Origin of the sequence: Herpetosiphon sp. NSE202 (genome assembly GCF_042688385.1) — a bacterium.
Lineage (GTDB): Bacteria > Chloroflexota > Chloroflexia > Chloroflexales > Herpetosiphonaceae > Herpetosiphon.
Genome location: NZ_JBHUPY010000002.1, coordinates 58,671 through 82,255, shown reverse-complemented (window position 1 = coordinate 82,255; position 23,585 = coordinate 58,671). Strand labels below are relative to the sequence as shown.

At 51.5% G+C, this 23,585-nt stretch carries 22 protein-coding genes; 7 read left to right on the top strand and 15 right to left on the bottom strand.

Going from position 1 to position 23,585, the window contains the following annotated elements:
- The first annotated feature begins 295 nt into the window (after positions 1-295).
- From ACFMKP_RS04825 to ACFMKP_RS04815, 3 genes are read left to right on the top strand one after another with little or no spacing between them, the layout of a single operon-like run.
- Positions 296-1,303: a metal ABC transporter substrate-binding protein gene (locus ACFMKP_RS04825; protein ID WP_382289563.1), complete on the top strand. Its 1,008-nt coding sequence runs from the start codon at positions 296-298 to the stop codon at positions 1,301-1,303.
- Positions 1,304-1,317: 14 nt separating this feature from the next.
- Entirely contained in the window at positions 1,318-2,184 is an 867-nt protein-coding gene (locus tag ACFMKP_RS04820) for a metal ABC transporter ATP-binding protein (protein ID WP_382289561.1), read from the top strand.
- Entirely contained in the window at positions 2,153-2,998 is an 846-nt protein-coding gene (locus tag ACFMKP_RS04815; protein ID WP_382289559.1) for a metal ABC transporter permease, read from the top strand. The genes ACFMKP_RS04820 and ACFMKP_RS04815 overlap by 32 nt, the downstream gene beginning before the upstream one ends.
- Here ACFMKP_RS04815 and ACFMKP_RS04810 read toward each other — a convergent pair.
- The 8 genes from ACFMKP_RS04810 to ACFMKP_RS04775 all read right to left on the bottom strand — a co-directional run bounded on the left by ACFMKP_RS04810 (position 2,995) and on the right by ACFMKP_RS04775 (position 7,587).
- Positions 2,995-3,387 (bottom strand): response regulator, encoded by a 393-nt coding sequence (locus ACFMKP_RS04810; protein WP_382289557.1) that lies wholly within the window; start codon positions 3,385-3,387, stop codon positions 2,995-2,997. The two genes, ACFMKP_RS04815 and ACFMKP_RS04810, sit on opposite strands and share 4 nt — an antisense overlap.
- A 412-nt stretch (positions 3,388-3,799) precedes the next feature.
- Positions 3,800-4,543, bottom strand: a complete 744-nt coding sequence (locus ACFMKP_RS04805) for a hypothetical protein (protein ID WP_382289556.1) — start codon at positions 4,541-4,543, stop codon at positions 3,800-3,802.
- Positions 4,533-4,847 carry a hypothetical protein gene (locus ACFMKP_RS04800; RefSeq protein ID WP_054533597.1) on the bottom strand — a complete coding sequence of 105 codons (315 nt, stop codon included), beginning with the start codon at positions 4,845-4,847 and terminating at the stop codon, positions 4,533-4,535. The genes ACFMKP_RS04805 and ACFMKP_RS04800 overlap by 11 nt, the downstream gene beginning before the upstream one ends.
- A gap of 30 nt (positions 4,848-4,877) precedes the next feature.
- Positions 4,878-5,375, bottom strand: a complete 498-nt coding sequence (locus ACFMKP_RS04795; protein ID WP_382289553.1) for a 6-pyruvoyl tetrahydropterin synthase family protein — start codon at positions 5,373-5,375, stop codon at positions 4,878-4,880.
- Entirely contained in the window at positions 5,372-5,695 is a 324-nt protein-coding gene (locus ACFMKP_RS04790; protein WP_110515277.1) for a hypothetical protein, read from the bottom strand. The genes ACFMKP_RS04795 and ACFMKP_RS04790 overlap by 4 nt, the downstream gene beginning before the upstream one ends.
- A gap of 44 nt (positions 5,696-5,739) precedes the next feature.
- Entirely contained in the window at positions 5,740-6,255 is a 516-nt protein-coding gene (locus ACFMKP_RS04785; protein ID WP_382289551.1) for a Dna2/Cas4 domain-containing protein, read from the bottom strand.
- Positions 6,252-6,485, bottom strand: a complete 234-nt coding sequence (locus ACFMKP_RS04780; RefSeq protein WP_382289549.1) for a hypothetical protein — start codon at positions 6,483-6,485, stop codon at positions 6,252-6,254. Before ACFMKP_RS04780 ends, ACFMKP_RS04785 begins: the two co-directional genes overlap by 4 nt.
- A gap of 4 nt (positions 6,486-6,489) precedes the next feature.
- Positions 6,490-7,587 carry a M50 family metallopeptidase gene (locus ACFMKP_RS04775; protein WP_382289547.1) on the bottom strand — a complete coding sequence of 366 codons (1,098 nt, stop codon included), beginning with the start codon at positions 7,585-7,587 and terminating at the stop codon, positions 6,490-6,492.
- 613 nt (positions 7,588-8,200) lie between these two features.
- Here ACFMKP_RS04775 and ACFMKP_RS04770 point away from each other — a divergent pair.
- The 3 genes from ACFMKP_RS04770 to hppD all read left to right on the top strand — a co-directional run bounded on the left by ACFMKP_RS04770 (position 8,201) and on the right by hppD (position 11,585).
- Positions 8,201-9,358, top strand: coding sequence for a homogentisate 1,2-dioxygenase (locus tag ACFMKP_RS04770; RefSeq protein WP_382289545.1), 1,158 nt, complete (start codon positions 8,201-8,203; stop codon positions 9,356-9,358).
- Between the two features lie 261 nt (positions 9,359-9,619).
- Positions 9,620-10,429, top strand: coding sequence for a TrmB family transcriptional regulator (locus tag ACFMKP_RS04765; RefSeq protein ID WP_054533590.1), 810 nt, complete (start codon positions 9,620-9,622; stop codon positions 10,427-10,429).
- 34 nt (positions 10,430-10,463) lie between these two features.
- Complete coding sequence (hppD, locus tag ACFMKP_RS04760; RefSeq protein ID WP_382289543.1) at positions 10,464-11,585, top strand: 4-hydroxyphenylpyruvate dioxygenase; 1,122 nt, start codon at positions 10,464-10,466, stop codon at positions 11,583-11,585.
- A gap of 82 nt (positions 11,586-11,667) precedes the next feature.
- Here the strand turns inward: hppD and ACFMKP_RS04755 are convergent, their stop codons facing one another.
- From ACFMKP_RS04755 to ACFMKP_RS04725, 7 genes are all read right to left on the bottom strand, one after another.
- A complete protein-coding gene (locus tag ACFMKP_RS04755) occupies positions 11,668-12,432 on the bottom strand; it encodes an SDR family NAD(P)-dependent oxidoreductase (protein ID WP_382289542.1) in 765 nt (254 codons plus the stop codon).
- Positions 12,433-12,478: 46 nt separating this feature from the next.
- Positions 12,479-13,717 (bottom strand): cytochrome P450, encoded by a 1,239-nt coding sequence (locus ACFMKP_RS04750; RefSeq protein WP_382289540.1) that lies wholly within the window; start codon positions 13,715-13,717, stop codon positions 12,479-12,481.
- Positions 13,718-13,755: 38 nt separating this feature from the next.
- Positions 13,756-14,409 carry a TetR/AcrR family transcriptional regulator gene (locus ACFMKP_RS04745; RefSeq protein WP_382289538.1) on the bottom strand — a complete coding sequence of 218 codons (654 nt, stop codon included), beginning with the start codon at positions 14,407-14,409 and terminating at the stop codon, positions 13,756-13,758.
- A gap of 753 nt (positions 14,410-15,162) precedes the next feature.
- On the bottom strand, positions 15,163-16,713 hold the full coding sequence (locus ACFMKP_RS04740; protein WP_382289536.1) for an acyl-CoA carboxylase subunit beta: 1,551 nt from the start codon (positions 16,711-16,713) through the stop codon (positions 15,163-15,165).
- 71 nt (positions 16,714-16,784) lie between these two features.
- Positions 16,785-17,405: a phosphoribosylglycinamide formyltransferase gene (locus ACFMKP_RS04735; protein WP_382289534.1), complete on the bottom strand. Its 621-nt coding sequence runs from the start codon at positions 17,403-17,405 to the stop codon at positions 16,785-16,787.
- Entirely contained in the window at positions 17,402-18,664 is a 1,263-nt protein-coding gene (gene purD / locus ACFMKP_RS04730; RefSeq protein ID WP_382289532.1) for a phosphoribosylamine--glycine ligase, read from the bottom strand. The genes ACFMKP_RS04735 and purD overlap by 4 nt, the downstream gene beginning before the upstream one ends.
- 73 nt (positions 18,665-18,737) lie before the next feature.
- On the bottom strand, positions 18,738-21,137 hold the full coding sequence (locus ACFMKP_RS04725; RefSeq protein ID WP_382289530.1) for a tetratricopeptide repeat protein: 2,400 nt from the start codon (positions 21,135-21,137) through the stop codon (positions 18,738-18,740).
- Positions 21,138-21,668: 531 nt separating this feature from the next.
- Between ACFMKP_RS04725 and ACFMKP_RS04720 the strand changes: the two genes are divergently transcribed.
- On the top strand, positions 21,669-23,585 hold the full coding sequence (locus ACFMKP_RS04720; protein ID WP_382289624.1) for an ABC transporter ATP-binding protein: 1,917 nt from the start codon (positions 21,669-21,671) through the stop codon (positions 23,583-23,585).

Below are 23,585 nucleotides of genomic sequence, written 5' to 3'. Positions count from 1 at the left end.
CACAGAAGCTCCCCCTCGCCCGCGTTTTCGTGGGCGAGGGGGTTGGGGGGTGAGGGAATAAAACATGGTTGCCAACCCCAATTATTTTCCGCTAGCCGCTAGCATTTCATCCCTCATCCTTCGGTTGCTCTGCGCCTCTGCGTTAAAACTCCTCTTCGTGCTCTTCGCGTTCTTCGCGGTTCCGCATAGCCAAAAGCCTAGATCCTCATACCTCACTATTATACGAGATCGACCTGAACAAACGAATGATGGTAGAATACTCGCCGGATTCATGTAGTTGAGGATGGATACCCCTATGCGACGCTGGTCGATTACGAGCTTATTATTACTATTGATCTTGGCAAGTTGCGGAGCCGAACAAGCTGCGCCAACCAGCCAAGGCCAAACAGGCAAACTTAACGTTGTTAGCACGGTTTCGCCAATTACCAACATTATCTACAATATTGGCGGCGATAAAATTAGCTTAACCGGCATTGTGCCCGAGGGCGTTAATTCGCACACCTTCGAGCCAGTGCCTTCTGATGCCAAAACCCTGGCTCAAGCCGATTTGATTTTCATCAATGGGCTTAATTTAGAGGAGCCAACCCACAAATTGGCCGAAGCCAACAAGCAACCAAGCGCCGAAATCATATTGCTCGGCGAGCAAACGATTATGCCAGAGCAATATGTCTACGATTTCTCGTTTCCCAAAGAGGCTGGCAGCCCCAACCCCCACCTCTGGACTCACCCGCTCTATGGCTTACGCTATGCCGAAATTGTGCGCGACAACTTAGTGCGACGCGATCCCACCAACACCGAGTATTACAACGCCAACTATGCAGCCTTCAAAACTCGCATCGAAGCCTTTGATGTAGCAGTAAAAAAGACGGTTGAAAGTATACCTGCTGAAAACCGTAAATTGTTGACCTATCACGATTCATGGGCCTATTTCGCGCCGCACTATGGCATGACCGTGATTGGGGCAATTCAGCCAGCCGATTTTTCCGAGCCATCAGCCAAAGATGTTGCCGATTTGATTATCCAAATTCGCGAGCAAAAAGTGCCAGCGATTTTTGGCTCCGAAGTATTCCCTTCGACAGTGCTTGAGCAAATTGGCCGCGAAACAGGCGTAAAGTATATCGATAGCTTGCGCGACGATGATTTACCTGGCGAAGTTGGCGCAGCCAATCACTCCTACCTCGGCTTGCTCACCGAAGATCTGCGAATTATGGCCGAGAATCTTGGCGGCGACCCAAGCTTAATCGCCAATTTCGATACCAGCAACATTCCAGGCAGCGATAGCAACGTCATCCAACAGCAATAGGGAGCAAGGCTTGTATGCAGCCAATTATTGAGTTACGCAATGTCGGGTTGCGCTATGCAGAGCGCCTCGTGCTCGATCAGATTAATATTCATCTGCACCATGGCCAATTTGCGGCGCTGGTTGGGCCAAGCGGTGCTGGCAAAACCAGTCTATTGCGCTTAATTTTAGGCTTGCATGCTCCCAGCCATGGCCAGATTCTGACTCATGGTAAGCATCCGGTCGATGGCCAAATTCCCACGATTGCCTATGTGCCACAGCTTGAAACGGTCGATTGGAATTTTCCGGTCACGGTTGAGCAGGTTGTGGCAATGGGCTTGGTGCGCCAAGCGAATCCATGGCCGTGGCTGCGCAAAAGCGAGCGCCAAGCAGTGCAAGCCGTGTTGGCCCAACTCGAAATTGAGCAATTAGCCAAACAACACATTCGCAATCTTTCTGGCGGACAGCAACAGCGGGTCTTTTTGGCCCGCGCCTTGGTTGCCAAACCAGCCATGTTGGTGCTCGATGAACCAACGACTGGGATTGATCCACGAGTGGCCGAAACAATTTTGCACCTGCTGGCCGAGCTGAATCAACAAGGCATGACGATTTTAATGACCACCCATGATTTGAATTCTGCGGCAGCCCATGTGCCGTGGATTATCTGCATGAATCAAACAATTATCGCCCAAGGCACGCCCGAAGCAGTGTTTACACCTGCCGTGCTTGAGCAAACGTATCATAGCGAAATGGTTGTAGTGCGCCATGAAGGAATGCTGTTAATTCAACAACGCCCGCATGACCATAGCTACCGCGATTTGATTCCCAATCCAATTATTGGCGAAGTGCTAAACCCAGCCATGGAGAATTCAAGTGAATCAGCTTTTAGAACCGCTGAGCTTTAGCTTTTTTCGCTATGGCATTGTTGCCGCAGTGCTGATTGGCAGTTTGTGTGGCCTGTTGGGCGTGTATATTGTGTTGCGTGGGATGAGCTATATTGGCCATGGTTTATCGCACGCAATTTTTGGCGGCGCAGTCGTTTCGTTTGTGCTGGCCTGGAATTTCTACCTTGGGGCTGGTTTGTGGGGTTTTGCTGCCGCAGTGCTGATTAATCAAACCGCGCGGCGCACCAAAATTAATGCCGATGCAGCAATTGGGATTGTTACAACAGCAAGTTTTGCGATTGGTGTGGCCTTGATTAGCCGCTATCGCAACTTTACCCGCTCGTTTGATGCAGCCTTGTTTGGCAATATTCTGGGCGTAACCAGCAGCGATCTTTGGGCAATCGGCGGCGTGTGCCTCATGGTCGGGCTAGTGGTGTTTTTCAGTTACAAACAACTGCTGTTTATGACCTTTAATAATGATGTGGCCCAAGTCTATGGCGTGCGCACCAACTGGCTAGATACGCTGTTTTCGTTGATGCTGGCCGCAACCTTAATCGTTTCGATGAAAATTCTGGGCGTAACGTTAATCGCTGCTGCGTTGGTTATTCCACCAATTACCGCACGTCTCTTGACCGATAGCTTTCATCGGATGCTTGGAATTTCAACCGTGATTGGCGGTTTAACTGGCTGCGTTGGCATGTACCTGAGCTATTTCTTCGATTTAGCATCGGGAGCCACGATCGTCTTGACCCAAACTGGCTGTTTTATGCTGGCCTTGGGTATTGCAGCCTTGCGCAAACAACTGCGCAGCCGCATGATTCACACCCACGTTTAGCGCGCCAAGGCTCGCAACTGGGTTGGATGCTCGATATAGCGCGTCAAGATGCCCCGTAATTCAGCCAATGAGAACGGTTTCGCCAGAAAATCGGTAAAACCTGCTTCGCGGCAAGCTTGGCGCGTATCCTCACCTGCATAGCCACTGACGGCAATCACCGGAATATCCAGGCACTGCGAATAGCCACGCAGTTGTTTTAACAGTTCAAAGCCGTTTTCGCCAGGAAATGAGAGATCGAGGAAAATTAACTGGGGATGGAGCGTGGTAAGCGCAGCCCGCATTTCATCGCCACTGCTAACCGTAACCACTGTATGCTGCGAGCGCGACAAAATGCGCACCCAAAACGCTTGCATCAAGCCACTGTCATCAATTGCTAAAATAGTTGCCATCTACTTCCTCCGTGGCAATGCTACATCCACTCTAAAATGCAGCCTCGCTTGCAACAGCACAACTTCAATATGGATAGTCTACCTCTAACTCGTAGTCACAAATGAGGCGCAATAGTGTTGTTCTCAGCGCACGGAGAGTAATATGGCCATGGGGGACAATTGGCCTATGCCCTGTAGTTTTTGGCAGGGATGGAAATGCTGAGATCGGTAAGATCCCCTCACCCCAACCCCTCGCCCGTAGCGCGGGCGAGGGGCTTTAATTTTGGTGGTTCTTGCGCACTGCGTCGGTAAAAACGGGTACTCCCCCTCGCCCGCGTTTTCGTGGGAGAGGGGGTTGGGGGTGAGGGAACGCTCCACCACCGACCAATCGCTCAAAACCTAGCCTTGAAAGGAGGGGCTGGGGGTTGGGGGGTTAAAAACTCACTTGGGCTAAATCGTGAGTGCTGGTTGTCCACAGCAGGCTATCCAAAACGACGGCCTGCACACCAAGCACTTGCAGGCTGGCGAGGCTAGCAAGGCTGGGAGCACTACAAATTAATGATTTATCGCTCAATTCGCGCAGCCGTTCAACCCCCCAAAGCAACAATGGCTCAACCGCAGGCCCGAGCAAACGCCCATAGTGCGTGCCTTGCTTGGCCCGCGGCCCCGAACTAAGCATGATGCCATCGATTGTTTGGGGAATCGTAGTTAATTGGCTAATTTGATCGGTCGCAACTTGCAGCACCAGCGGAGCTTCCCATTGATTACGCACTAATTCAACCCAGCGCGCAAGGTGTTGCAATTCGCCACTTTGCTCCAAATCGAGCACAACTGCCGCCCACTCGCCTTCCTGCAAATTACGCAATAATTCTTGGAGGTCTTGCAGGCTGCGTGGTTGCAAGGTCAGCAACACAGGCAGATTCAGCGTTTGCCAATGCGCAGCATCGCGTTGCGCCCGCCGCCATGTACGCGTCGATGACCGATACAACACGCCGCCAGTGGTTGGCAGCAGTTGCAGCGCTTGATCGCGGGTTGCCAGCGGATCGGTAATAATTGCCCCAAGATTCGCCATATTTGCCAAGCGATCAGTGCCCGCGCCAAAGCCACCGCAGCGCCCAAGCACAGCGTTGGTGAGCGTCAAGCCATACGGGTTGTGGGGCGCAAGATCAATTGGCATCGCTTGGGGTTCCTTGGGTTTGGTCGTGCTTTTTCAAGGCTTTTTCAATATCATCGACCAACGTGCGCGCTTCTAAAAGATCCAAGTGGGTTTGTTCGTGAGCATATTGAATCGCCGCCAAACGATCGCCGCGAATCAACAAGTCCAAAATATCTTGGCGCACATCATCGCGAATGTTGGTTGTACGCACATGGCGATCCATCGCTCGTGCCTGAAAGCGCAGGCGTTCGCGATAGGTTTTGGTACGCATAATTAGCAGGGTAATTAAGCCAATTGCCCCGATAATAACGACCAGTGCGCTCATAATTCCGTCCATAGCTATGCCCTCGATAGTTTAAGCTTGCGGCCATTCAATGCTGGCAAACGCTTGTTGGCCCGGCCCTTCGGAAACCCAAACCCCAACCATTTTAAGCGTATTAACCCCATCTTGGTGCAAGCGCTCGCTTAATTCGGCGCAAAAATAGCTTGCCAATAGCTCAGCCGTGGTGTTTTCAATTGGCAGCATAATCACTTCGGCCAGCGGAAAAATATAATATTTTTCTTCGTAGCGCACCGTAATGTGCTGCGCGGCTTGGCTATAGGCAATTTTTGCATTCTCAGCAGCCAACAACACCCGATGATCGAGCGTGCGCGCAATTTCAGCGGCATGTTTTTTCAACACGCCAAAATCTACCACATACTTATCTTCACCCAAAAAGCCTTCGACCTCGACGGTTACGCGATAATTATGCCCATGCAGGCGTTCACATTTGCCGCGCATGGTAATAAAATGCGCCGCTGCAAACCCAAGCTGATCCTTGGTGACTTGCAAGCGATAAATACGTTGGCTCATGCCAGAGACTCCTCAATGTGGCAGGTATAACAATGTTGGCACAACCGAAACGGTACGCCTGTATGACATGGAGTAACCAGATTTTCCCGCGAGCCACAACAACGACAAACACTGAGATTTTCAATATCATCAGCGCGCCAAAGTTGCGCCCGCAGCTCTAATTTGGGAATTGGCTCGGTGCGGAGTATTGCTAAATTGACACAAACCGCCGCCGGAAAAATTTCCTCGACGTTGGCATACAGCAATTGGGGATTCCACACCACTTCGTCACCGACACAAATATCTTTCATGCGTGGATGTTGGCGAATTTTAAATTTCATAATGTCACAACGACTACTAGCAATGAGCTGATTGATAAACGGTGCTAGTCATATTCTAGCGCATCTGTGCAGCGGTCGCCAAATCCGCAGGCGTTACAGCGCCATGGTTCTTCGTGCGAACGGTCAACCTCCGTTAGCGTCAGATCAGCGCGCATCATGTCAAGCGTTTCGATCAAGGCCTGATAGAGGTGATCAGTCCAATCGACCTGAAAGGTATGCTGGGCGTAGCGCAACAAGCCATAGCGCGGAGCAACCCCAGTTGCTTCTTCAAGCAACAAGCAATAGGCCGCCAGTTGCAATATATCGCCTTGGCGTGGGCTAGTTGCTTGGCGCTGCGGCTTGACCTCAACCGGAATCAAGGCCTTGCCATCGGCCAACACATAATCGGGCTTACCAGTTAATTGATAACGAGCCGAAAATAAGGGCTTGCTCAATTCACGCCGCGTTGTATCGTGATAGACCACCGTGCGCCAGGGCAGGCCAGTGCTGGCGCGCAACGTATTGCTTCGTCGCCACAGCCACAGGCCAAGCAAGCCCAAAATAATCGCGAGCCAAATCATGCGAATACCAAGGCTAAGGCTGCTAGCAACAACAAACCAATGGCTACAGTACGCAACCATTGGCTTTGTTGAAGGTCTCGGCCATGGCGTTGATGGGCCACTTCGCCTTGAGCTAAACGTTCAGGAAATCGTCCTTGCCAGCCGCATTCACGTCGCAGCCACCAAGCTCTGGCACAAAAATCATATTCGCCAAGCTCGCTGGCGCGGATAATCGGCTTACGCGCTGGCATCGGCTTACGGCCTAACGATTGGCGTTGGCGTTGGCGGCATGGTAATCGCTGGCTCGCCACTAATGATATTGCGCACGTCGGAAACCGTCACTAACAGCATTAAACCAAGCAACATCATCATCCCAATTGCATGCACCACAGCTTCGCGTTCGGGCGGAATTTTTTTGCGTCGAATGGCTTCAATCAAAGCAAAAATAATTCGGCTACCATCAAGCGCTGGAATTGGCAGAATGTTGATCAAGGCCAAGTTCAAACTCAACAAGGCCGTAAAATTCAGATAATCGCGCAAGCCTGAGCGCGCAACTTGCCCAGTTAAGCGAGCAATGCCGACTGGGCCAGCTAAGCCGCCTTCAGGCGCTGGATTCGTGCCCAGCAAACCGCCGATCAGCATCGCAAAACCCATAAACATTTCGCCAAGCAAGCGAAAACTATAGGTAAAACCATTGACGATTGCTTGAAAAATGTTAACTGATTCGCGCGGATTGCCCAAACCAACGCCAAAACGGTAGCGTTGCGCTTCGGCACTATATTGGGGCGTAACGCTCAAGGTTTGTTCGACACCATCGCGTTGTACAACCACACTAACGGGCTTGCCAGCACTGGTTTCGACCAATTGCCGTACTTGTTCATCGGTGCTAATTGGCGAGCCATTGATCGACACAAATACATCTTCAACTACAAAGCCTGCTTTCGAAGCAAATTCGTCGGTTGAAGCAACCATCACTTTATCAAGATTTGGGTAGCCCCAAATTGCAAAAATGATTGCAAACATAATGATTGCCGTAATCACATTCGCAATCACGCCAGCTGCCATCACTGGAATCCGGCGGCGTGGTGGCGCAGAGGCAAGGCTATCAGGGTCGTCGAAGCCACCTTCTTCGCCAGCAAAGCGCACAAAACCGCCAAGTGGCAGCCAGTTGAGCGTAAACGGAATGCCCTTACGCACGAACAACACTTTGGCGCGTGGCGGTAACCCAATGCCAAATTCTTCGATCTTAATGCCCATTTTGCGGCCAACCCAATAGTGGCCTAGCTCATGAACAACAACTAAAAAGCCTAAAGCGGGAATAACCGCAAGCCACGCCAAACTGCTAAAATCCATAAAGATCTCCCGTGGATAGTGGTGTACGGCTACGCAAGCCGCGATTGAATCTTACTTGAGTTACCTAGTAGCGTCAACCGCTTTTGATGAGCAAGTTGTTAACAAGGATGAAGTCAAATTCAAAAGGCAAAAGTCAGAAGGCAAAAGCTAAAATGGGGCCAGGGATTGGGAATCGGAGATCGGAAGTCAGGGGGCAGACACTAATTTTATTAATAGACGCATAATTCGTGAAATTCGTGGCTAAAAACTTGTACTTTGTGAATCAATAGGTTGATCGCTAATTCCTATGTGTACTGGTTCATTCGGTTGGCAACCATGTCCCCTCACCCCCCAACCCCCTCTCCCACTAAACGCGGGCGAGGGGGAGCCGACCATTGTTCGCCAAGGAATTGCGGGAGAACCACGCGGTTAAAGCCCCTCGCCCGCGCCGTGGGAGAGGGGTTGGGGTGAGGGGATCAGGCGATGGTTAACCTGATGTATCAGTACACCTATGTTCTATGTTCTATGTTCTCATTTACCCAACTTAGCAATTTGGATTATAATCAACATGCTGGCCAATACAGAAGTAGGGCTGAATTGGTCTTGTCGTTTTCATTTTTGCGGGAGGTCGAAGATGCCCTTCTACCACAAACTTGGCAACATTCCACACAAGCGCCATACCCAATTTCGCAAGCCAGATGGTTCGTTGTATTCGGAACAGTTGATGGGAACCAAGGGATTTAGCGGGGTCGAAGCCCTGTTATATCACCATTATCCCCCAACTGCGATTCTCAAGGTCGAAGATCTCGGTTCAACCGCAATTGAGTTGGAGCCAGATGGAGCGCTGCGCCATCGCCACCTCAAAACCTTTGCCCATAAACCAGGCGGCGATCCCATCGGTGGCCGTCGGATGTTGTTAGTTAATAATGATGTGCGTATGGGAATTGTGCACCCAACCGAGCCCCAAAGCTATTTCTATCGCAATGGCGAAGGCGATGAAATGCTCTTCATTCACGAAGGCGAGGGTGTGCTCGAAACGATTTTCGGCAATATTCCCTATCGCCGTGGCGATTATTTGGTAATTCCGATTGGCACAACCTATCGGGTCAACACCAACGGCACGCCAACCAAAATGCTAGTGCTCGAAACCGTGGGCGAAATCACCACGCCCAACCGCTATCGCAACGAACATGGCCAATTGCTGGAGCATGCTCCGTTCTGCGAGCGCGATATTCGGGTTCCGATGGAGCTTACGCCTCACGATGAAAAAGGCGAGTTTGCCGTCCATGTGCGTGCCCATGGACGTATGACCAAGCATGTGCTTGATCATCATCCATTTGATGTGGTTGGCTGGGATGGCTATCTCTATCCATTTGCCTTCAATATCGAAGATTTCGAGCCAATTACTGGGCGCGTGCATCAGCCGCCACCAGTGCATCAAACCTTCAGCGGGCCAAATTTTGTGGTCTGTTCGTTTGTGCCACGCATGTTCGATTATCATCCTGAGGCGATTCCAGCACCATACAATCACTCAAATGTCGAGAGCGATGAAGTGCTGTATTATGTCGAAGGCAATTTTATGTCAAGACGTGGCGTTGATCTTGGCTCGATCACCTTGCACCCATCGGGAATGCCGCACGGGCCACATCCAGGCACGGTCGAAGGCTCGATTGGCAAGGCAGCGACCGAAGAATTAGCGGTGATGGTTGATACCTTCAAGCCACTGTACCTGACCAAAGAAGCCTTAAGCCTCGAAGAACCAAGCTATACCTATTCATGGGTCAACCACTAAACACCTGAAAAGTTAAACGAATCAGCGCCCCTCTTCCGTTTGCTGGAAGAGGGGTTTTCGTTTAATAATTTGGCCATGAATCAGCCAGCATTTTTGCGAATCACACGGCGTAGTACAATTTGGTTATGTGGATCGCGCCAATCCTACCTTGGTAACGATCCCATGCTTAATCAAACTTCGGTGCTGACTGTGGCCTTTGCGCATGATTGACAAGCATTCGACAACTCGCTACAATAGCACCACTAGGCAGTGGTGACACCAATGCACGATGAATCTCTCATTGATCAACTCAGTGATTTAGGCTTAAGTCGCTATGAATCAACGGCCTATTTGGGGCTACTTGGTCGGCAATCGTTCTCGGCGGCGCAGCTCGCAACCCATACCAGCATTCCGCGCCAGCGGATCTACGATGTGTTGCAATCGTTGTCCAGCAAAGGCCTAGCCCATGAACGGATGGGGCCACGCCGCACCTTTGTCGCGGTTGCCCCAGAACAAGCCTTGCCAGCCCTACTTGCCGAGCGACGCAGCGTGATGGAACGCGAATTGGCCGATGCCCAAACCATCGCCCAAAGCCTTGTCGCTACCATGCAGCCAATCTACACCGAAGGCAGCAACGAAGATAATCCGTTGGATTATATTGATGTTTTGCTTGACCCGCGCCAGATTAGCGCCCGTGCTTGGACCTTGGCCCAACAAGCCGACCACGAAATTTTGGCCTGTTTCAAACGGCCACTCGTTTCTAGCCTAGAGGAAAATGTGGCCGAAGTGCGCGAACCACGCTCGCGCGGTGTGCAATACCGGGCTTTGTATGAACTGAGCGCCTTGGAAGATGAGCAATTGCGGCCAGTGTTGGCCCAATTTCGTAGCCTTGGCCAAGAATTACGGTTCGTGCCACAACTACCAATTAAAATGAATTTATTTGATGGTCGGGTGGCCTTGCTTTCACTGCAAGATCCCATCACGGGGCGACCATCGATCACAGCGTTATGTTTGAATCACCCATCGCTAGCGCAAACCCTGCGGGTAGCGTTCGAGGCATTCTGGGCGCAAGCTCAGCCCTATAGCGAGTAATTGTTGCGGCGTTTTCATCAGAAGGAGCCTATCAATGACGATGGCAGAACAAGAAACTACCACTACGACTGATCCTTTAGCATTACGTGGCATCGATTATGTCGAGATGTATGTTGGTAATGCGCGTCAAGCAGCTCATTACTATCGGACGGCCTTTGGTTTTACGCCAGTTGCTTATGCAGGCTTAGAAACTGGCAGCCGCGACCGCGTTTCGTTTGTCATGCAACAACGCAATATTCGCTTGGTCTTGACTGGCGCGCTTAATCCCGATTCGCCAATTGCCGAGCATGTGAAATTGCACGGCGATGGCGTAAAAGATATTGCGCTCGAAGTTGAAAATGCGACTTCGGCGTTTGAAGCAGCCTTGGCCCGTGGCGCAACCGCTGTGCTTGAGCCAACCGTCTTGGAAAGCAAATGGGGCAAAGTCGTCAAAGCTACGATTCGCACCTACGGGGATACAGTCCACTCATTTATTGAGCGCGACGGCTACACTGGCACGTTTATGCCTGGCTACAACAAAGTCAAAAATCCACCAAAGTCGGAATCAACTGGCTTGGCAGCGGTTGACCATATTGTGGGTAACGTCGAGCTTGGCAAAATGGATGAATGGGTCAATTTCTATGCCCGCATCCTCGGCTTTAGCCAATTGCAACAATTTACCGACGACGATATTTCAACTGAATATAGCGCCTTGATGTCGAAAGTCGTTCAAAACGGCACAGGCCGGATTAAATTCCCAATCAATGAGCCAGCAGAAGGCCGCAAAAAATCGCAAATCGACGAATATCTCGATTATTATTGTGGCCCAGGTGCGCAGCACATTGCCTTGATCACGCCTGACATCATTCAAACTGTCAAGCATTTACGCGATAATGGCGTAGAATTTTTGCGCACGCCAGATACCTATTACTCAGCGTTGGCAGGCCGCGTCGGCCATATCGACGAAGACTACAATACCTTACAAGAACTGGGTATTTTGGTCGATCGCGACGACGAAGGCTATCTCTTGCAAATCTTCACCAAACCAGTTGGCGACCGCCCAACAGTGTTCTACGAGATTATTCAACGCAAGGGCAGCCGTGGCTTTGGCGCAGGCAACTTTAAAGCCCTCTTTGAAGCGATTGAACGCGAACAAGCCAAACGTGGCAATTTGTAATTAATCGCCAGCACCAAGCCCGCAGCGCTGCCCTACTCAGCACTGCGGGCTTGGTGTTTCATCACGTTAACCCATCAATTAATTAAACAGCAGCCCAGCCTGCATCGGCGGGAATAATCGCGCCGTTGATTTGGTGCGACTCGTCTGAGGCCAAAAACAAGGCTAAATTGGCAATGTCGGTTGGTTCGAGATAGGCTGGGGCAAGCGCAGTAAACTCACTCACCCGCGCCGCATCGGTTGGGTCAATTGTGCTGCGATTCATCGATTCGACGATGTTGGTTTTAGTAGCGCCCGGGCAAATTGCGTTACAGCGAATATTGCGCTTAGCGTAGATCCACGCTGTGTTGCGCGTTAGCCCAACCAAGGAATGTTTCGAGGCTGTGTAGGCCGCACCCGCCGAGCCGCCATGAATTCCTGCGGTTGATGCAACATTGACAATCGCCCCACTGCCACGCACCAGCATATATTTAAGTGCTTGCCGACTGGTAAACATCGGGCCTTCAAGGTTGATGCTCAGCACCCGTCGCCAAGTTTCGTCGGAAACCTCAGCGATGCCTTGCATCGAATCCATCACGCCAGCATTGTTGCAAAGCACATCGATGTGGCCATAGGTGCTGATGGCTAAATCAACCAAAGCTTCGGCGCTCGCTTGCTCGGCAATATTGCCTTGGGCACCAACCACTGCCGCACCAGTAGCTTGAATTGTGGCAAGCGCCGCTTCAAGCCGCTCAGCATTCCAATCGCCAAGCACCAATTTGGCTCCTTCGGCGGCAAAACGAGTTGCCATCGCCAAGCCCATCCCGGAGGCGGCTCCCGTAATCACCACAACTCTATCGTGTAAACGCATCGATCAACTCCTGTAGGTAGCATGAAAAATTGATAGTAACAGCGAGCTAGAAGTTTACTGGTAGGGCTTTGAGACCACGTAAATTGATGTTATCGCGCCAAGCGATTTGCTCACGCGGCACGGCTAAACGCAAATTGGGCATCCGTTGCAATAAGGTAGTAAAGGCAATTTCGCCTTCTAAGCGGGCCAGCGGCGCACCCAAACAGAAATGCACGCCATGACCAAACGCCAGTTGGCGACTAATTTGGCGTGCAATATCTAATTCTTCGGGGTTTTCGAACACACTTTCATCGTGATTGGCTGAGCCAAGCGCCACCAAGACCAAATCGCCACGCCGAATCTGCTGGCCTGCCAGCTCCAAATCTTCGAGCGCAAAGCGTGGGGCGGGGCTGAAAATTGGCCCATTGAAGCGTAATAATTCTTCAACCGCCGCCGGAATTAAGCTTGGGTCTGCTTGCAAACGAACACGTTGCGCGGGATGATCAAGCAACATCAACGAGCCAATGCTCAATAAATTCGAGGTTGTTTCGTGGCCTGCGAAAATCAGCAAGCCAGCAGTTGCCAATAATTCTGATTCGCTGAGTGCATCGCCAGTTGCTTCCAACTCGACCAATTTGCTAATCAAATCATCCTGCGGATTGCGGCGTTTATCGGCGATTAGCGTTTGCACATACATGGCAAATTCACGTAATTGGACTTGGCTTTCTGGGCTATGGCTGGTCAGCGCATCCGACCACAAACGCATCTGGTCGCGCTCATCAGCTGGCACACCCAGCATCTCGGAGATGACATTAATTGGCAGTGGATAAGCATAATCGTGCACCAAATCCATCGAGCCTTGGGCCTGCACCTGATCAAGCAATTCGTCGGCTAGCTCTTGGATGCGCGGGCGTAACTGTTCGATATAACGCGGCGTAAAGGCCTTGGCAACTAAGCTGCGCAAGCGCGAGTGCTCGGCTCCATCAGCACTGACCATCGATTTTGCGCCCAAGAAACTGCGATCTTCTGCTCCGTCAGCGGCAGTTTGGCCAAATACGCCAGCCCCAGGGTTGAGAATGGTCGCATCGACCGTAAAGCGGCTATCTTTTAACACCTGCACTGCTTCTGCATAACGGGTTATCAGCCATGCATCGGCTTTGATAAATTCATAGGGCGAGGGTACTGCCACAACTGCGGCTTTGGCGCGCAGCTCGGCAAACAACGGATACGGATTTTCAATTGAGCTTGGTTGAAAAATTTGGGCAATTGAATCATCAGCATATATGTGCGCTTGTTGTTGCGTCATAGAAAGCTCCTTGCTTATTCGATAGCAAAAAAATGGCGTTAACTGCTTGTAGTAACGGTGCCGCGAAAGAAGATCTGGCTAATATGCGGAATCAAGTCGGCAGGGCTGAATTGGTTGCTGGCGATTAATTGCTCGTAGCCACGCAACGATAACAAGCCAATAAATGTGGCCACCATAATTGGCGTTGGAATCTGGGCATTGAGTTCGCCGCTGGCTTTGCCCTCGTCAAATAAGCTACTCAGGCGGTTCGTGGCCTGGACAACTTGGGCTTGAAGCTGAGGGCGTTTTTCAATCACTGCGTTGGGTAAGCCAATCCGATGATGCAGTTCGAGCAGAACCCCGCTGTGTTGGCTGTTCAAGCCAGCATAGGCATAGGCCAAAATCTGCTCCAAGCGTGCGCAAACCGAGCTAGGCGCTTGCAACACACGATCAAGCATCGCCAGAAAATCGCTAATTTGTTGGGCAATCAGGGCCTCAACTAAATCCTCTTTGCTAGCAAAATGTTGATAGATTACACCTTTGGAGATGCCAACTTGGCCTGCAATCTCGTCAATCGAAGCCTCGTGATAGCCCTTGGCAAGAAAGACCGCATGCGCCGCCGCCAAAATCATGGCCTCGCGCTGCTCGCGCTGCCGCTCTTTTAAGGGACGTACCAGCTGCTGAGAATGATCGCTTGCTTGATTCGCTGCCATATTTGCCTACTTCTTACGCTATGCTTGATGATTTTCGACTCATCAGTATTTTAATGACTCATCAGTCATAAATATACTCGTCATTCAAAGAAAGTCAATACACGAAAGATTAAGGATAGAGAAGAAGAACAGAACATAGAACATAGAGCATAGAACATAAGCGAGGGATGAAATTTAACGCAGAGAAGCGATGGCTTTTGGCTATGGGCTGGCGAAAGTTTATTGATGGAATTCAAGCATATGTGGTATAGCAGAATATAATCAAATATATCTGTGGCAATCTGTGGCTAAAAATCTGGCTCTTGGCTAGCGTAGATGGCGTTGAACTAGCAGCAATTGTTCCGATAGCCTATATCCTATATGTATTAGTTCATTGCATTGGCAACAAGGATCGTTCCCTCACCCCCCAGCCCCCTCTCCCACGAAAACGCGGGCGAGGGGGAGCACCCGTTTTCACCGCGCAGTGCGGCAGAACCACGCGATTAAAGCCCCTCGCCCGCTGCGTGGGAGAGGGGGCTGGGGTGAGGGGACATGGTTGCTAATCCAATGAACCAGTACAGCTATGGGCTGGCACAAACATAATCCTAAAAATCTGTGCCAATCTGTGGCAAAAAAATTAATCTTCGCGTTGGTCGTGGTTTCGGTGCTTCGTGGCTCAAATTTAAAGCCCAAAGGACACGAAGCATCATGTTCGTGCCCTTCATGGTTGTAAACTTAAACTCTGGCCCCTGACCCCTAGCCCCTGTTTCTACACTACAACGGCATATTGCCATGTTTGCGCGGGGGCAGGCTTTGGCGCTTGGTGCGCGATAAACGCAGCGCTTTGATCAAGGCTGGGCGGGTTTCGCGTGGCTCGATCACCGAATCAACATAGCCGCGTTCGGCTGCAATGTAGGGGTTGGCAAAGCGTTCTTCATAATTGTGAATCAGCTCGGCATTGGTCGCCACTGGATCTGCTGATTCGGCAATCTCTTTACGGAAGATGATCGAAACCGCGCCGCTTGCGCCCATCACAGCAATTTCGGCGGTTGGCCAAGCAAAGTTAAAATCGGCGCGAATATGCTTCGAGGCCATCACATCGTATGCGCCGCCATAGGCCTTGCGGGTAATCACGGTCAGCTTGGGCACGGTTGCTTCGCAATAGGCATACAACAGTTTCGCGCCATGGCGAATAATTCCACCATACTCTTGATTGATGCCAGGCAAGAAACCAGGCACATCCACAAAGGTGATCAACGGAATATTGAAGGCATCGCAAAAGCGTACAAAGCGTGCACCCTTGACGGACGAATCAATATCGAGAGTTCCGGCTAATGCGGCTGGCTGATTGCCAACAATGCCCACGGGCATGCCATCAAGCCGTGCAAAGCCAATCACCAAATTGGGCGCAAAATGTGGCTGCACCTCGAAGAAAAAGCCATCATCAACAATTAATTCGATCACGGCTTTCATATCGTAGGGCTTTTTGGGCTGATCGGGAATAATGCTTTGCAGCGCGTCATCCATACGCTCAGGATCATCGCTTGGCTCGATAACTGGCGCATCATCCATATTATTCAGCGGCAGGAAGGAAAGCAGGGTGCGCAATTGCTCGAAACATTCATCTTCATCATCAGCAGCAAAATGGGCAACCCCGGATTTGCTGTTGTGGGTCATCGCGCCGCCCAATTGCTCTTGGGTCACTTCCTCGCCAGTCACCGTTTTAATCACGTCTGGGCCAGTGATGAACATCTGCGAGGAGCCTTTGACCATCAAAATGAAGTCGGTCATGGCAGGCGAATAGACCGCGCCGCCAGCACATGGCCCTGCAATAATCGAAAGCTGCGGAATTACGCCCGAAGCCACAACATTGCGATAGAAAATTTCGGCGTAGCCACCAAGCGCGACAACACCCTCTTGGATGCGTGCGCCGCCGCTATCGTTGATGCCAATCAGCGGCACGCCCATGCGCATTGCCAAATCCATCACTTTGACGATTTTTTCGGCAAATACTTCGCCCAACGAGCCACCAAGCACCGTGAAATCTTGCGAAAACACACAAACTTGGCGACCGTCGATCGTGCCATGGCCAGTAATTACGCCATCGCCGAGAATCCGCTTGTTTTCTAGCCCGAAGGCGGTCGAACGGTGAACCGCCAAAGCATCGAGTTCCACAAACGAATCGGGATCAAGCAAGCACTCTATCCGCTCGCGGGCAGTTAATTTGCCACGCGCATGTTGCTTTTCGGCAGCCTTGGGATCAGTGGTTGCTGCTTGTTCACGTCGTCGCCGCAACTCAGCGATTTTTTCTGCTGTTGTCGTCATTGACAGATCTCCCACAGAATAGCGCTAGCCGTAGCAGGTTGAGAATGCAATCGCTACGGCTAGGGCAGAATTTAGGCAACGGTTTGAGCCAAATTATTAATTACGTCAACTAAAATACGCCGTTCAGCTTGTTTGATGCGTTCATGCAAACTGGCTTGATCGTCGTTGGGCAAAACAGCAACCTCAGCTTTGGCCAAAACTGGGCCAACATCAACGATTGGCGTAATTTGGTGCACGGTGCAACCAGTGACTGGCACGCCCAAGTCCAGGGCATCGCGCACCGCATGCGCCCCACGAATGGCTGGAATTTGGCGGCCATCGCTGAGGGTGTAGAATTCGCCGCCATCGTCGGGCAACAAAGCTGGGTGTTGATTAATAATGTTGGGAGTCCAGCGCTCAACAAACGCTGCTGGCATGACCTTCATCCAGCCCGCCATCACAATCAAATCGGGAGTAAAAGCCGCCAATAATTGGCTAATTTGCTCAGCCCATTGCTCGCGGCTAGCTTTTTTAGCCAATGGCACGCAAATCACAGGAATGCGGGCGGCCAAGGTGCGGCTGATTGCTTGGGCTTTGGGCTGGTCGCAAATGACCACATTGATCGTAGCGTTGAGTTGTTGCGCTTTTTGGGCATCAATCAAGGCTTGTAAATTCGAGCCACTGCCCGATACCATCACGGCAAGCCGCATCATTCTGCTAACCCCCGTGCCGCAATGTCGCTGCGCTGATATTTGCCTGCAAATTGCACCAATTTGCTCGCGGCGTAGGCTTTATCGCGGGCTTCGCGCAATGTTGGCGCAACTGCGGTGATGCCCAAAACGCGCCCGCCTGCGGTCACCAACTCGCCTTGGGTGTTGGTCGCCGTTCCAGCGTGAAAGGCCAAAACATCGCTCGGCAAGCGCTCCAAGCCAGTGATCACGTCGCCAGTGCGGGGTTTGGCGGGGTAGCCTTCAGCGGAAAGCACCACACACACCGCCGCGCCGTCGTGCCACTCGATCATGACATCGGCCAAATTGCTGGTAGCAACTTTGTGCAGCAGTTCGAGCAAATCGCTTTTGAGCAAGGGCAGCAGGGCTTGGGTTTCGGGGTCGCCAAAGCGGGCATTAAATTCGATAACTTTTACGCCGCTCGGCGTGAGCATCAAGCCAGCATACAACACGCCACGATAGGGAATATTGCGCGCGGCCATGGTGCGCAGCACTGGAGTAAAAATCACATCGACCAAGGCTTGAGCCTCGGCATAGGGCAAAATTGGGGCTGGCGCATATGAACCCATGCCACCAGTGTTGCCGCCAGTGTCGTTATCGCCGATGCGCTTGTGGTCTTGGGCAGCGATCAGCGGTAGCGCGCGTTCGCCATCGCACAAGGCCAACAGCGACACTTCGGGGCCAGTTAATAATTCTTCGAGCACCAAACGATTGCCTGCGTTGGTCGCGGCCAATTCTCGAATCGCGCTGATCGTGGCGGCGACATCGCCAGCAGCAGGTACGATTACGCCCTTGCCAGCAGCCAAACCATCAGCTTTGACGACCCACGCTTGTTGCCCAGCTTCAACAAAGGCAATTGCAGCGGCGGGATCATCGAAGGTATGCGCGGCAGCGGTTGGCACGCCAGCTTCAAGCATAATCATTTTGGCGAAGGCTTTGCTGCCCTCAAGCTGGGCCGCCTCAGACGACGGCCCAAACATCGCCAAATCGACGGCATCGCAGACTTCGCCCAAGCCTTCGACCAAGGGCGCTTCTGGCCCAACAACCACTAAATCTATCTGTTCGCGGGTGGCTAAACCCACAATTCCCGCAGCATCGTCTGCGGCTAAATCGACATTTGTACCAAGCGTTGCCGTGCCGGGATTCCCAGGGACGATCCACAGGTGTTCGCATAAAGGCGATTGGGCGATTTTCCATGCCAAGGCATGTTCACGTCCGCCGGCTCCAACAAGTAATACTCGCATTGCTATCCTCAAATAGGCTCGTAACTGGTTCAAGCCCTATTATAATCCGAGAACAGCCAGTTGCCGATCGGGCCTAGACTCGTGGTTCGAGGCTTTCGAGCAAGCCCCGTTCGCGGGCAATATAGGCTGCCGCACTACGAGTCGAAACGCCCAATTTGCGATAAATTGCCCGCAAATGGTTGTTGACCGTAAACGGGCTAAGCACCAATTCGAGTGCAATTTCGCTATTACTTTTGCCTTGAGCGATTAATGTGAGCAATTCGTGTTCGCGTTTGGTCAGCAACGGCGTGGGATGTTGGGTCGTTGGCTGGCGCAAAGTCACCATATCAAGTTCAAGTTGTTGGCCTTGCTCCCAATCGTGTTGATAATGCTGCTCGCCAAGCAAACGTTTGGCTTCATCCAATAAGTGTTGTTGAATGCGCTGCTCGGTGGCTGGCATTGGCTCGCCGCTTTGCAAGCGCAGCGTATCGGCGCGGCTGCTCAATTGCACTGCCCACGACCAATGTTGTTGGGCTTGGGCAACCCGCGCCAAAGCTTCCAACGAACTGGCGATCATCGGTAATAATTGATGTTGGCGGCGCAAATTAAAGCTCTCGTAGAGCGAGGTTAATGCTTGATCGGGCTGCTGACGAGCGAGCGCAATCAAGCCTAATTGATGCAAGCCCTCGGCACGATGCCATGGGTCGTGCAATTGTTCAGCAATCGCAATGCTGGCTTCGATAAACCGCTGCGCTTGATCATAATCTTGCTGGGCGGCGGCGACGATACCGCAGTGATTGAGCGCAAAGGCATCGCCCCACAAATGGCCCAAGCGCGAGAAAAGCTGATGCGCCCGGGCAAAAAGCAAGGCTGCGCGTTTCCATTGGCCTTGCTGAATACAGGCCCGCCCCAAATGATCAAGTGACCAAGCCAACTCATTATGATCATCAAGCTGCTCGAAAATCTGCACACTTTCTTCGTAGAGCGTGATGGCTTGGGCATAATCGCCACGATGATAGGCAATTTCGCCAACGCCATGCAGCGCCAAGCCAATGCTCATGGGAATTTGCAAAGCGCGGGCGAGGCTCAGGGCTTGTTCAAAAATGGTTTCTGCCTGAGCAAACAAGCCTTGATTGAGAATGAACCAGCCAGCGGTCGAGAGCGTTTCAACTCGTGCGCCAGAGCGAATTGTGCTGCTGGCCTCAAGCATGCGCTCGATCCACCAAACATCGCCATGACGGCGGCGATAGGTAATCCACAAATTAATTGCCGGAAACAGTTCGATCGATTCAGCCACCGCATGATCAAGCGTCCATTGCAAGGCGGCGTAAATATTGCCCTGTTCTGCATCGAGTTGGCGCAACCAATGAGCTTGTTGCTGATCGCGCAAATGGGGCGCTGCTTGGGCAACCATCTGCAAATAATAACGCGCATGGCGTTGACAGATCGTCTGAAAATCCTCGCGCAGCACCGCTTGCTCACGGGCAAATTCGGCGATCGTTTGCAACATCGTAAAACGGGTTTGACCATCGTGAGTTGTTTGCTCGACCACCAAGCTTTTGTTGACCAAGGCTAAAACGGTGGCGACCACATTGGCTTGGCCAGCGCACATCTGCTCGACGGCAGCCATTGTCCAACTGCTCACTAGCACGCTGAGATAGCAAAAAACCGTTTGTTCCTCAGCAGTCAGGCGTTGGTAGCTCCAATCGATGCATTGACGCAGGGTTTGCTGGCGGTTGGGCAGATCACGCGCGCCGCCCACGGGCACATCAAGGCTATAACTGAAACGATTTAATAATTCTTGCGGCGTAAAAACCTTGGTATAGGCCGCGACTAATTCAATCGCCAAGGGCAGGCCATCGAGGCGTTGGCAAATGGTGGCGATACTTTGCGCATCATTGGCATTCAGCGGAATGTGCGGGCGGGCTGCTTTGGCGCGTTCGATAAACAGGCGGGTGGCGCTAAATTCGCTTAATTGTTCAATCGCCATAGGCTGGCTGCTCGGTGGCAGGCTCAGCGGCGGCACGGGCAAGCGATATTCGCCCTGAACATTTAGCACCTCGCGGCTCGTAGCCAAAATAGTTAATTTGGGAGCCAAGGCCAATAATTGCACCAACAACGAGGTAACATCAATCACCTGTTCCAAATTATCTAAAATCAACAATAATTCTTGTTCGGCCAACCACGCCCCAACGCTAGCCAAGAGCGATTGGTTGCCCAGCCGACTAATATTGAAAGCTTGGGCGAGGGTCGGCAACACTAAATCAACATCGTAGACATGTGCCAAACTGACAAATAACGCGCCATCGGCAAACTGCTCGCAGACGGTGCGGCCTGCTTCGAGCGCTAAGCGGGTTTTGCCTGCGCCACCAGGCCCGGCCAAAGTAACCAAACGAATTGTGGGATCGGGCAAAAGTTGCTCAAGCTGAGCCATTTCCTGAATGCGACCAAGCAGCGGTGTAACTGGAAGTGGAATATGGCGTGGAATTCCCATCGGCGTAATCCTATCAGTGATGCACAACACACCTCACACCTCTATTATAGTGCAAGCCCGCCGCAGAAAATAGATGAGATTAAGCGCATAGAACAGAGAGCATAGAACAGAGAAATAAAGGATGAAGTATGAGGGATGAGGGATGAAATGCTAAGTCAAAAGTCAAAAGTCAGAAAGCAAAAAAATAAACATTCGTGGTTTCTAGCCTTCGTGCGCTTCGTGGATCAATTTTTAACGCAGAGGCGCAGAGGCGCGAAATTATGAGAGATGAAGGATGAGGGATGAATCCGATAGCCTATAGCCAAAAGTCCATAGCCTAATCAAAATAATCTGTGTCAATCTGTGGCTAAAAACCCAACTTCGCGATCTTCGTGCGCTTCGCGGTTTCCAGCCTTCGCGCTCTTGGTGCTCTTCGTGGATCAATACCTCTTCTCGTACTAGAGTATGATTGATCTTTTAAAAACTTGGCGTACAATTTGTTAGTTCAACTAACTAATTGAAATTGTAAGGATGTGCAACGTGCAAGCACAAATGGGAAAACCCCAAGCACAGCGTGGACAGAAAGCTGGCGGTGGATCGGGGGGGCTTGGTCGTGCGATCGCCTACCTTGGTGCCCAACGTACATCGGCAATTCTGGCCTATGTGGCCTTAGCGCTCGCAACCTTGGCCCAATTGGCAGTGCCGCAGTTGGTGCAAAACATGATCGACGCGGTAACCGATGGCTCGATTGCGCGAATCATTTTCAAGCAAGTGCCTGAGCCAATGCAAGCTGGCGCAGCCCAACAAGCTGGCACAACGATCGAGCAACTACGGCTTGCTCAAACCAATGGCGAATCGTTGTTGATCAATGCTGCCTTGATTATTGTGGCCTTCGCCTTTATCCGTGGCATTTTCTCGTTTGTGCAAGCCTATATGGCCGAAAAAACCTCGCAAGGCGTGGCCTTTGATCTGCGCAATCAGATTTTTGCCCGCGTGCAACGCTTATCGTTTTCTTATTACGACCAAAATCAAACTGGCCAATTGATGATTCGCGCCACCGACGATGTGGAGAAAGTGCGAACCTTCATCGCCCAAGGTTTAATTTTAACTGCCCAAGCGTTGTTGCTCTTAGTTGGCGCGTTGGTGATTTTGTTCTTCACCAATTGGCAGCTTGCGCTGGTCGTTGTGCCCTTGCTGCCTGTCGCCATGGTTATGTTTATGATCTTTGGCAAGGTCAGCCAACCGCTGTTTGGGGTTGTGCAACGCAAACTTTCGGCGCTCAACACGGTTTTGCAAGAAAACCTGGCTGGCATCAAAGTTGTCAAAGCGTTTACGCGCGAGCCATTTGAAGCCAAACGCTTTGATGTAGCCGCAACTGATTTGATGGCGCAACAACTGCGCATTAGCCGCGTTTTCTCATTTTTGTTTCCGGTGATCTTCTTGGTGGCTCAGCTTGGCCAAGCGGGGATTCTCTATTTTGGCGGTCGCCAAATCTTAGGCGGCACGCTCGATTTGGGCGAATACCAAAAATTTAGCTTGTATTTGGTTTATGTGTTTTTTCCCTTGGGTCAGCTTGGTTTTATCATCTCGCTGATGGCGCAGGCTGGAGCTTCGGCCACCCGCATTTTCGAAATTCTCGATGCCAAGAGCGAAATTACCGACAAACCTGATGCCACAGAATTGCCAGCAATTGAAGGCACAGTTGAATTTCGCAATGTGACGTTTCGCTACTTTGGCAGCAGCGATCCAGTGTTACGTGATGTCAGCTTTGAGGCCAAACCAGGCCAAACCATCGCCTTGCTCGGCGCAACGGGCAGCGGCAAATCGACGATCATCAACTTGTTGCCACGCTTCTACGATGTCAGCGAAGGCGCGGTGCTGATCGATGGTTATGATATTCGCGATGTAAAACTCGATAGTTTGCGCTCGCAGATTGGGATTGTGCTGCAAGAAACCAATCTATTTAGCGGCTCAATTCGCGATAACATCGCTTTTGGGCGGCCTGAGGCGACGATCGAAGAAGTTGAGGCTGCGGCCAAAGCTGCTTCGGCCCACGATTTTATTATGACCTTTGCCCAAGGCTACGATACCTCGGTCGGCGAACGCGGCACAACCTTGTCTGGTGGTCAAAAACAACGGATTGCGATTGCCCGGGCCTTGTTGCTTAATCCACGCTTGCTGATTTTGGATGATTCGACCAGCAGCGTCGACTTGATGACCGAATATCGCATCCAAAAGGCACTTGACCAATTGATGCAAGGCCGCACCAGCGTCGTGATTGCCCAACGGATTAGCACGGTGCTGAATGCCGACCAAATCTTGGTGCTGGAAAAAGGCCAAGTCGTGGCGCGTGGCAACCATGAAGAATTAATGGAAACCAGCCCCGTGTACGCCGAAATTTACAATTCTCAACTGGTCGGCGATGCCGACATTGCAGCGCTTGAAGCCTCAAGCGTTGAGGAGGCCTAG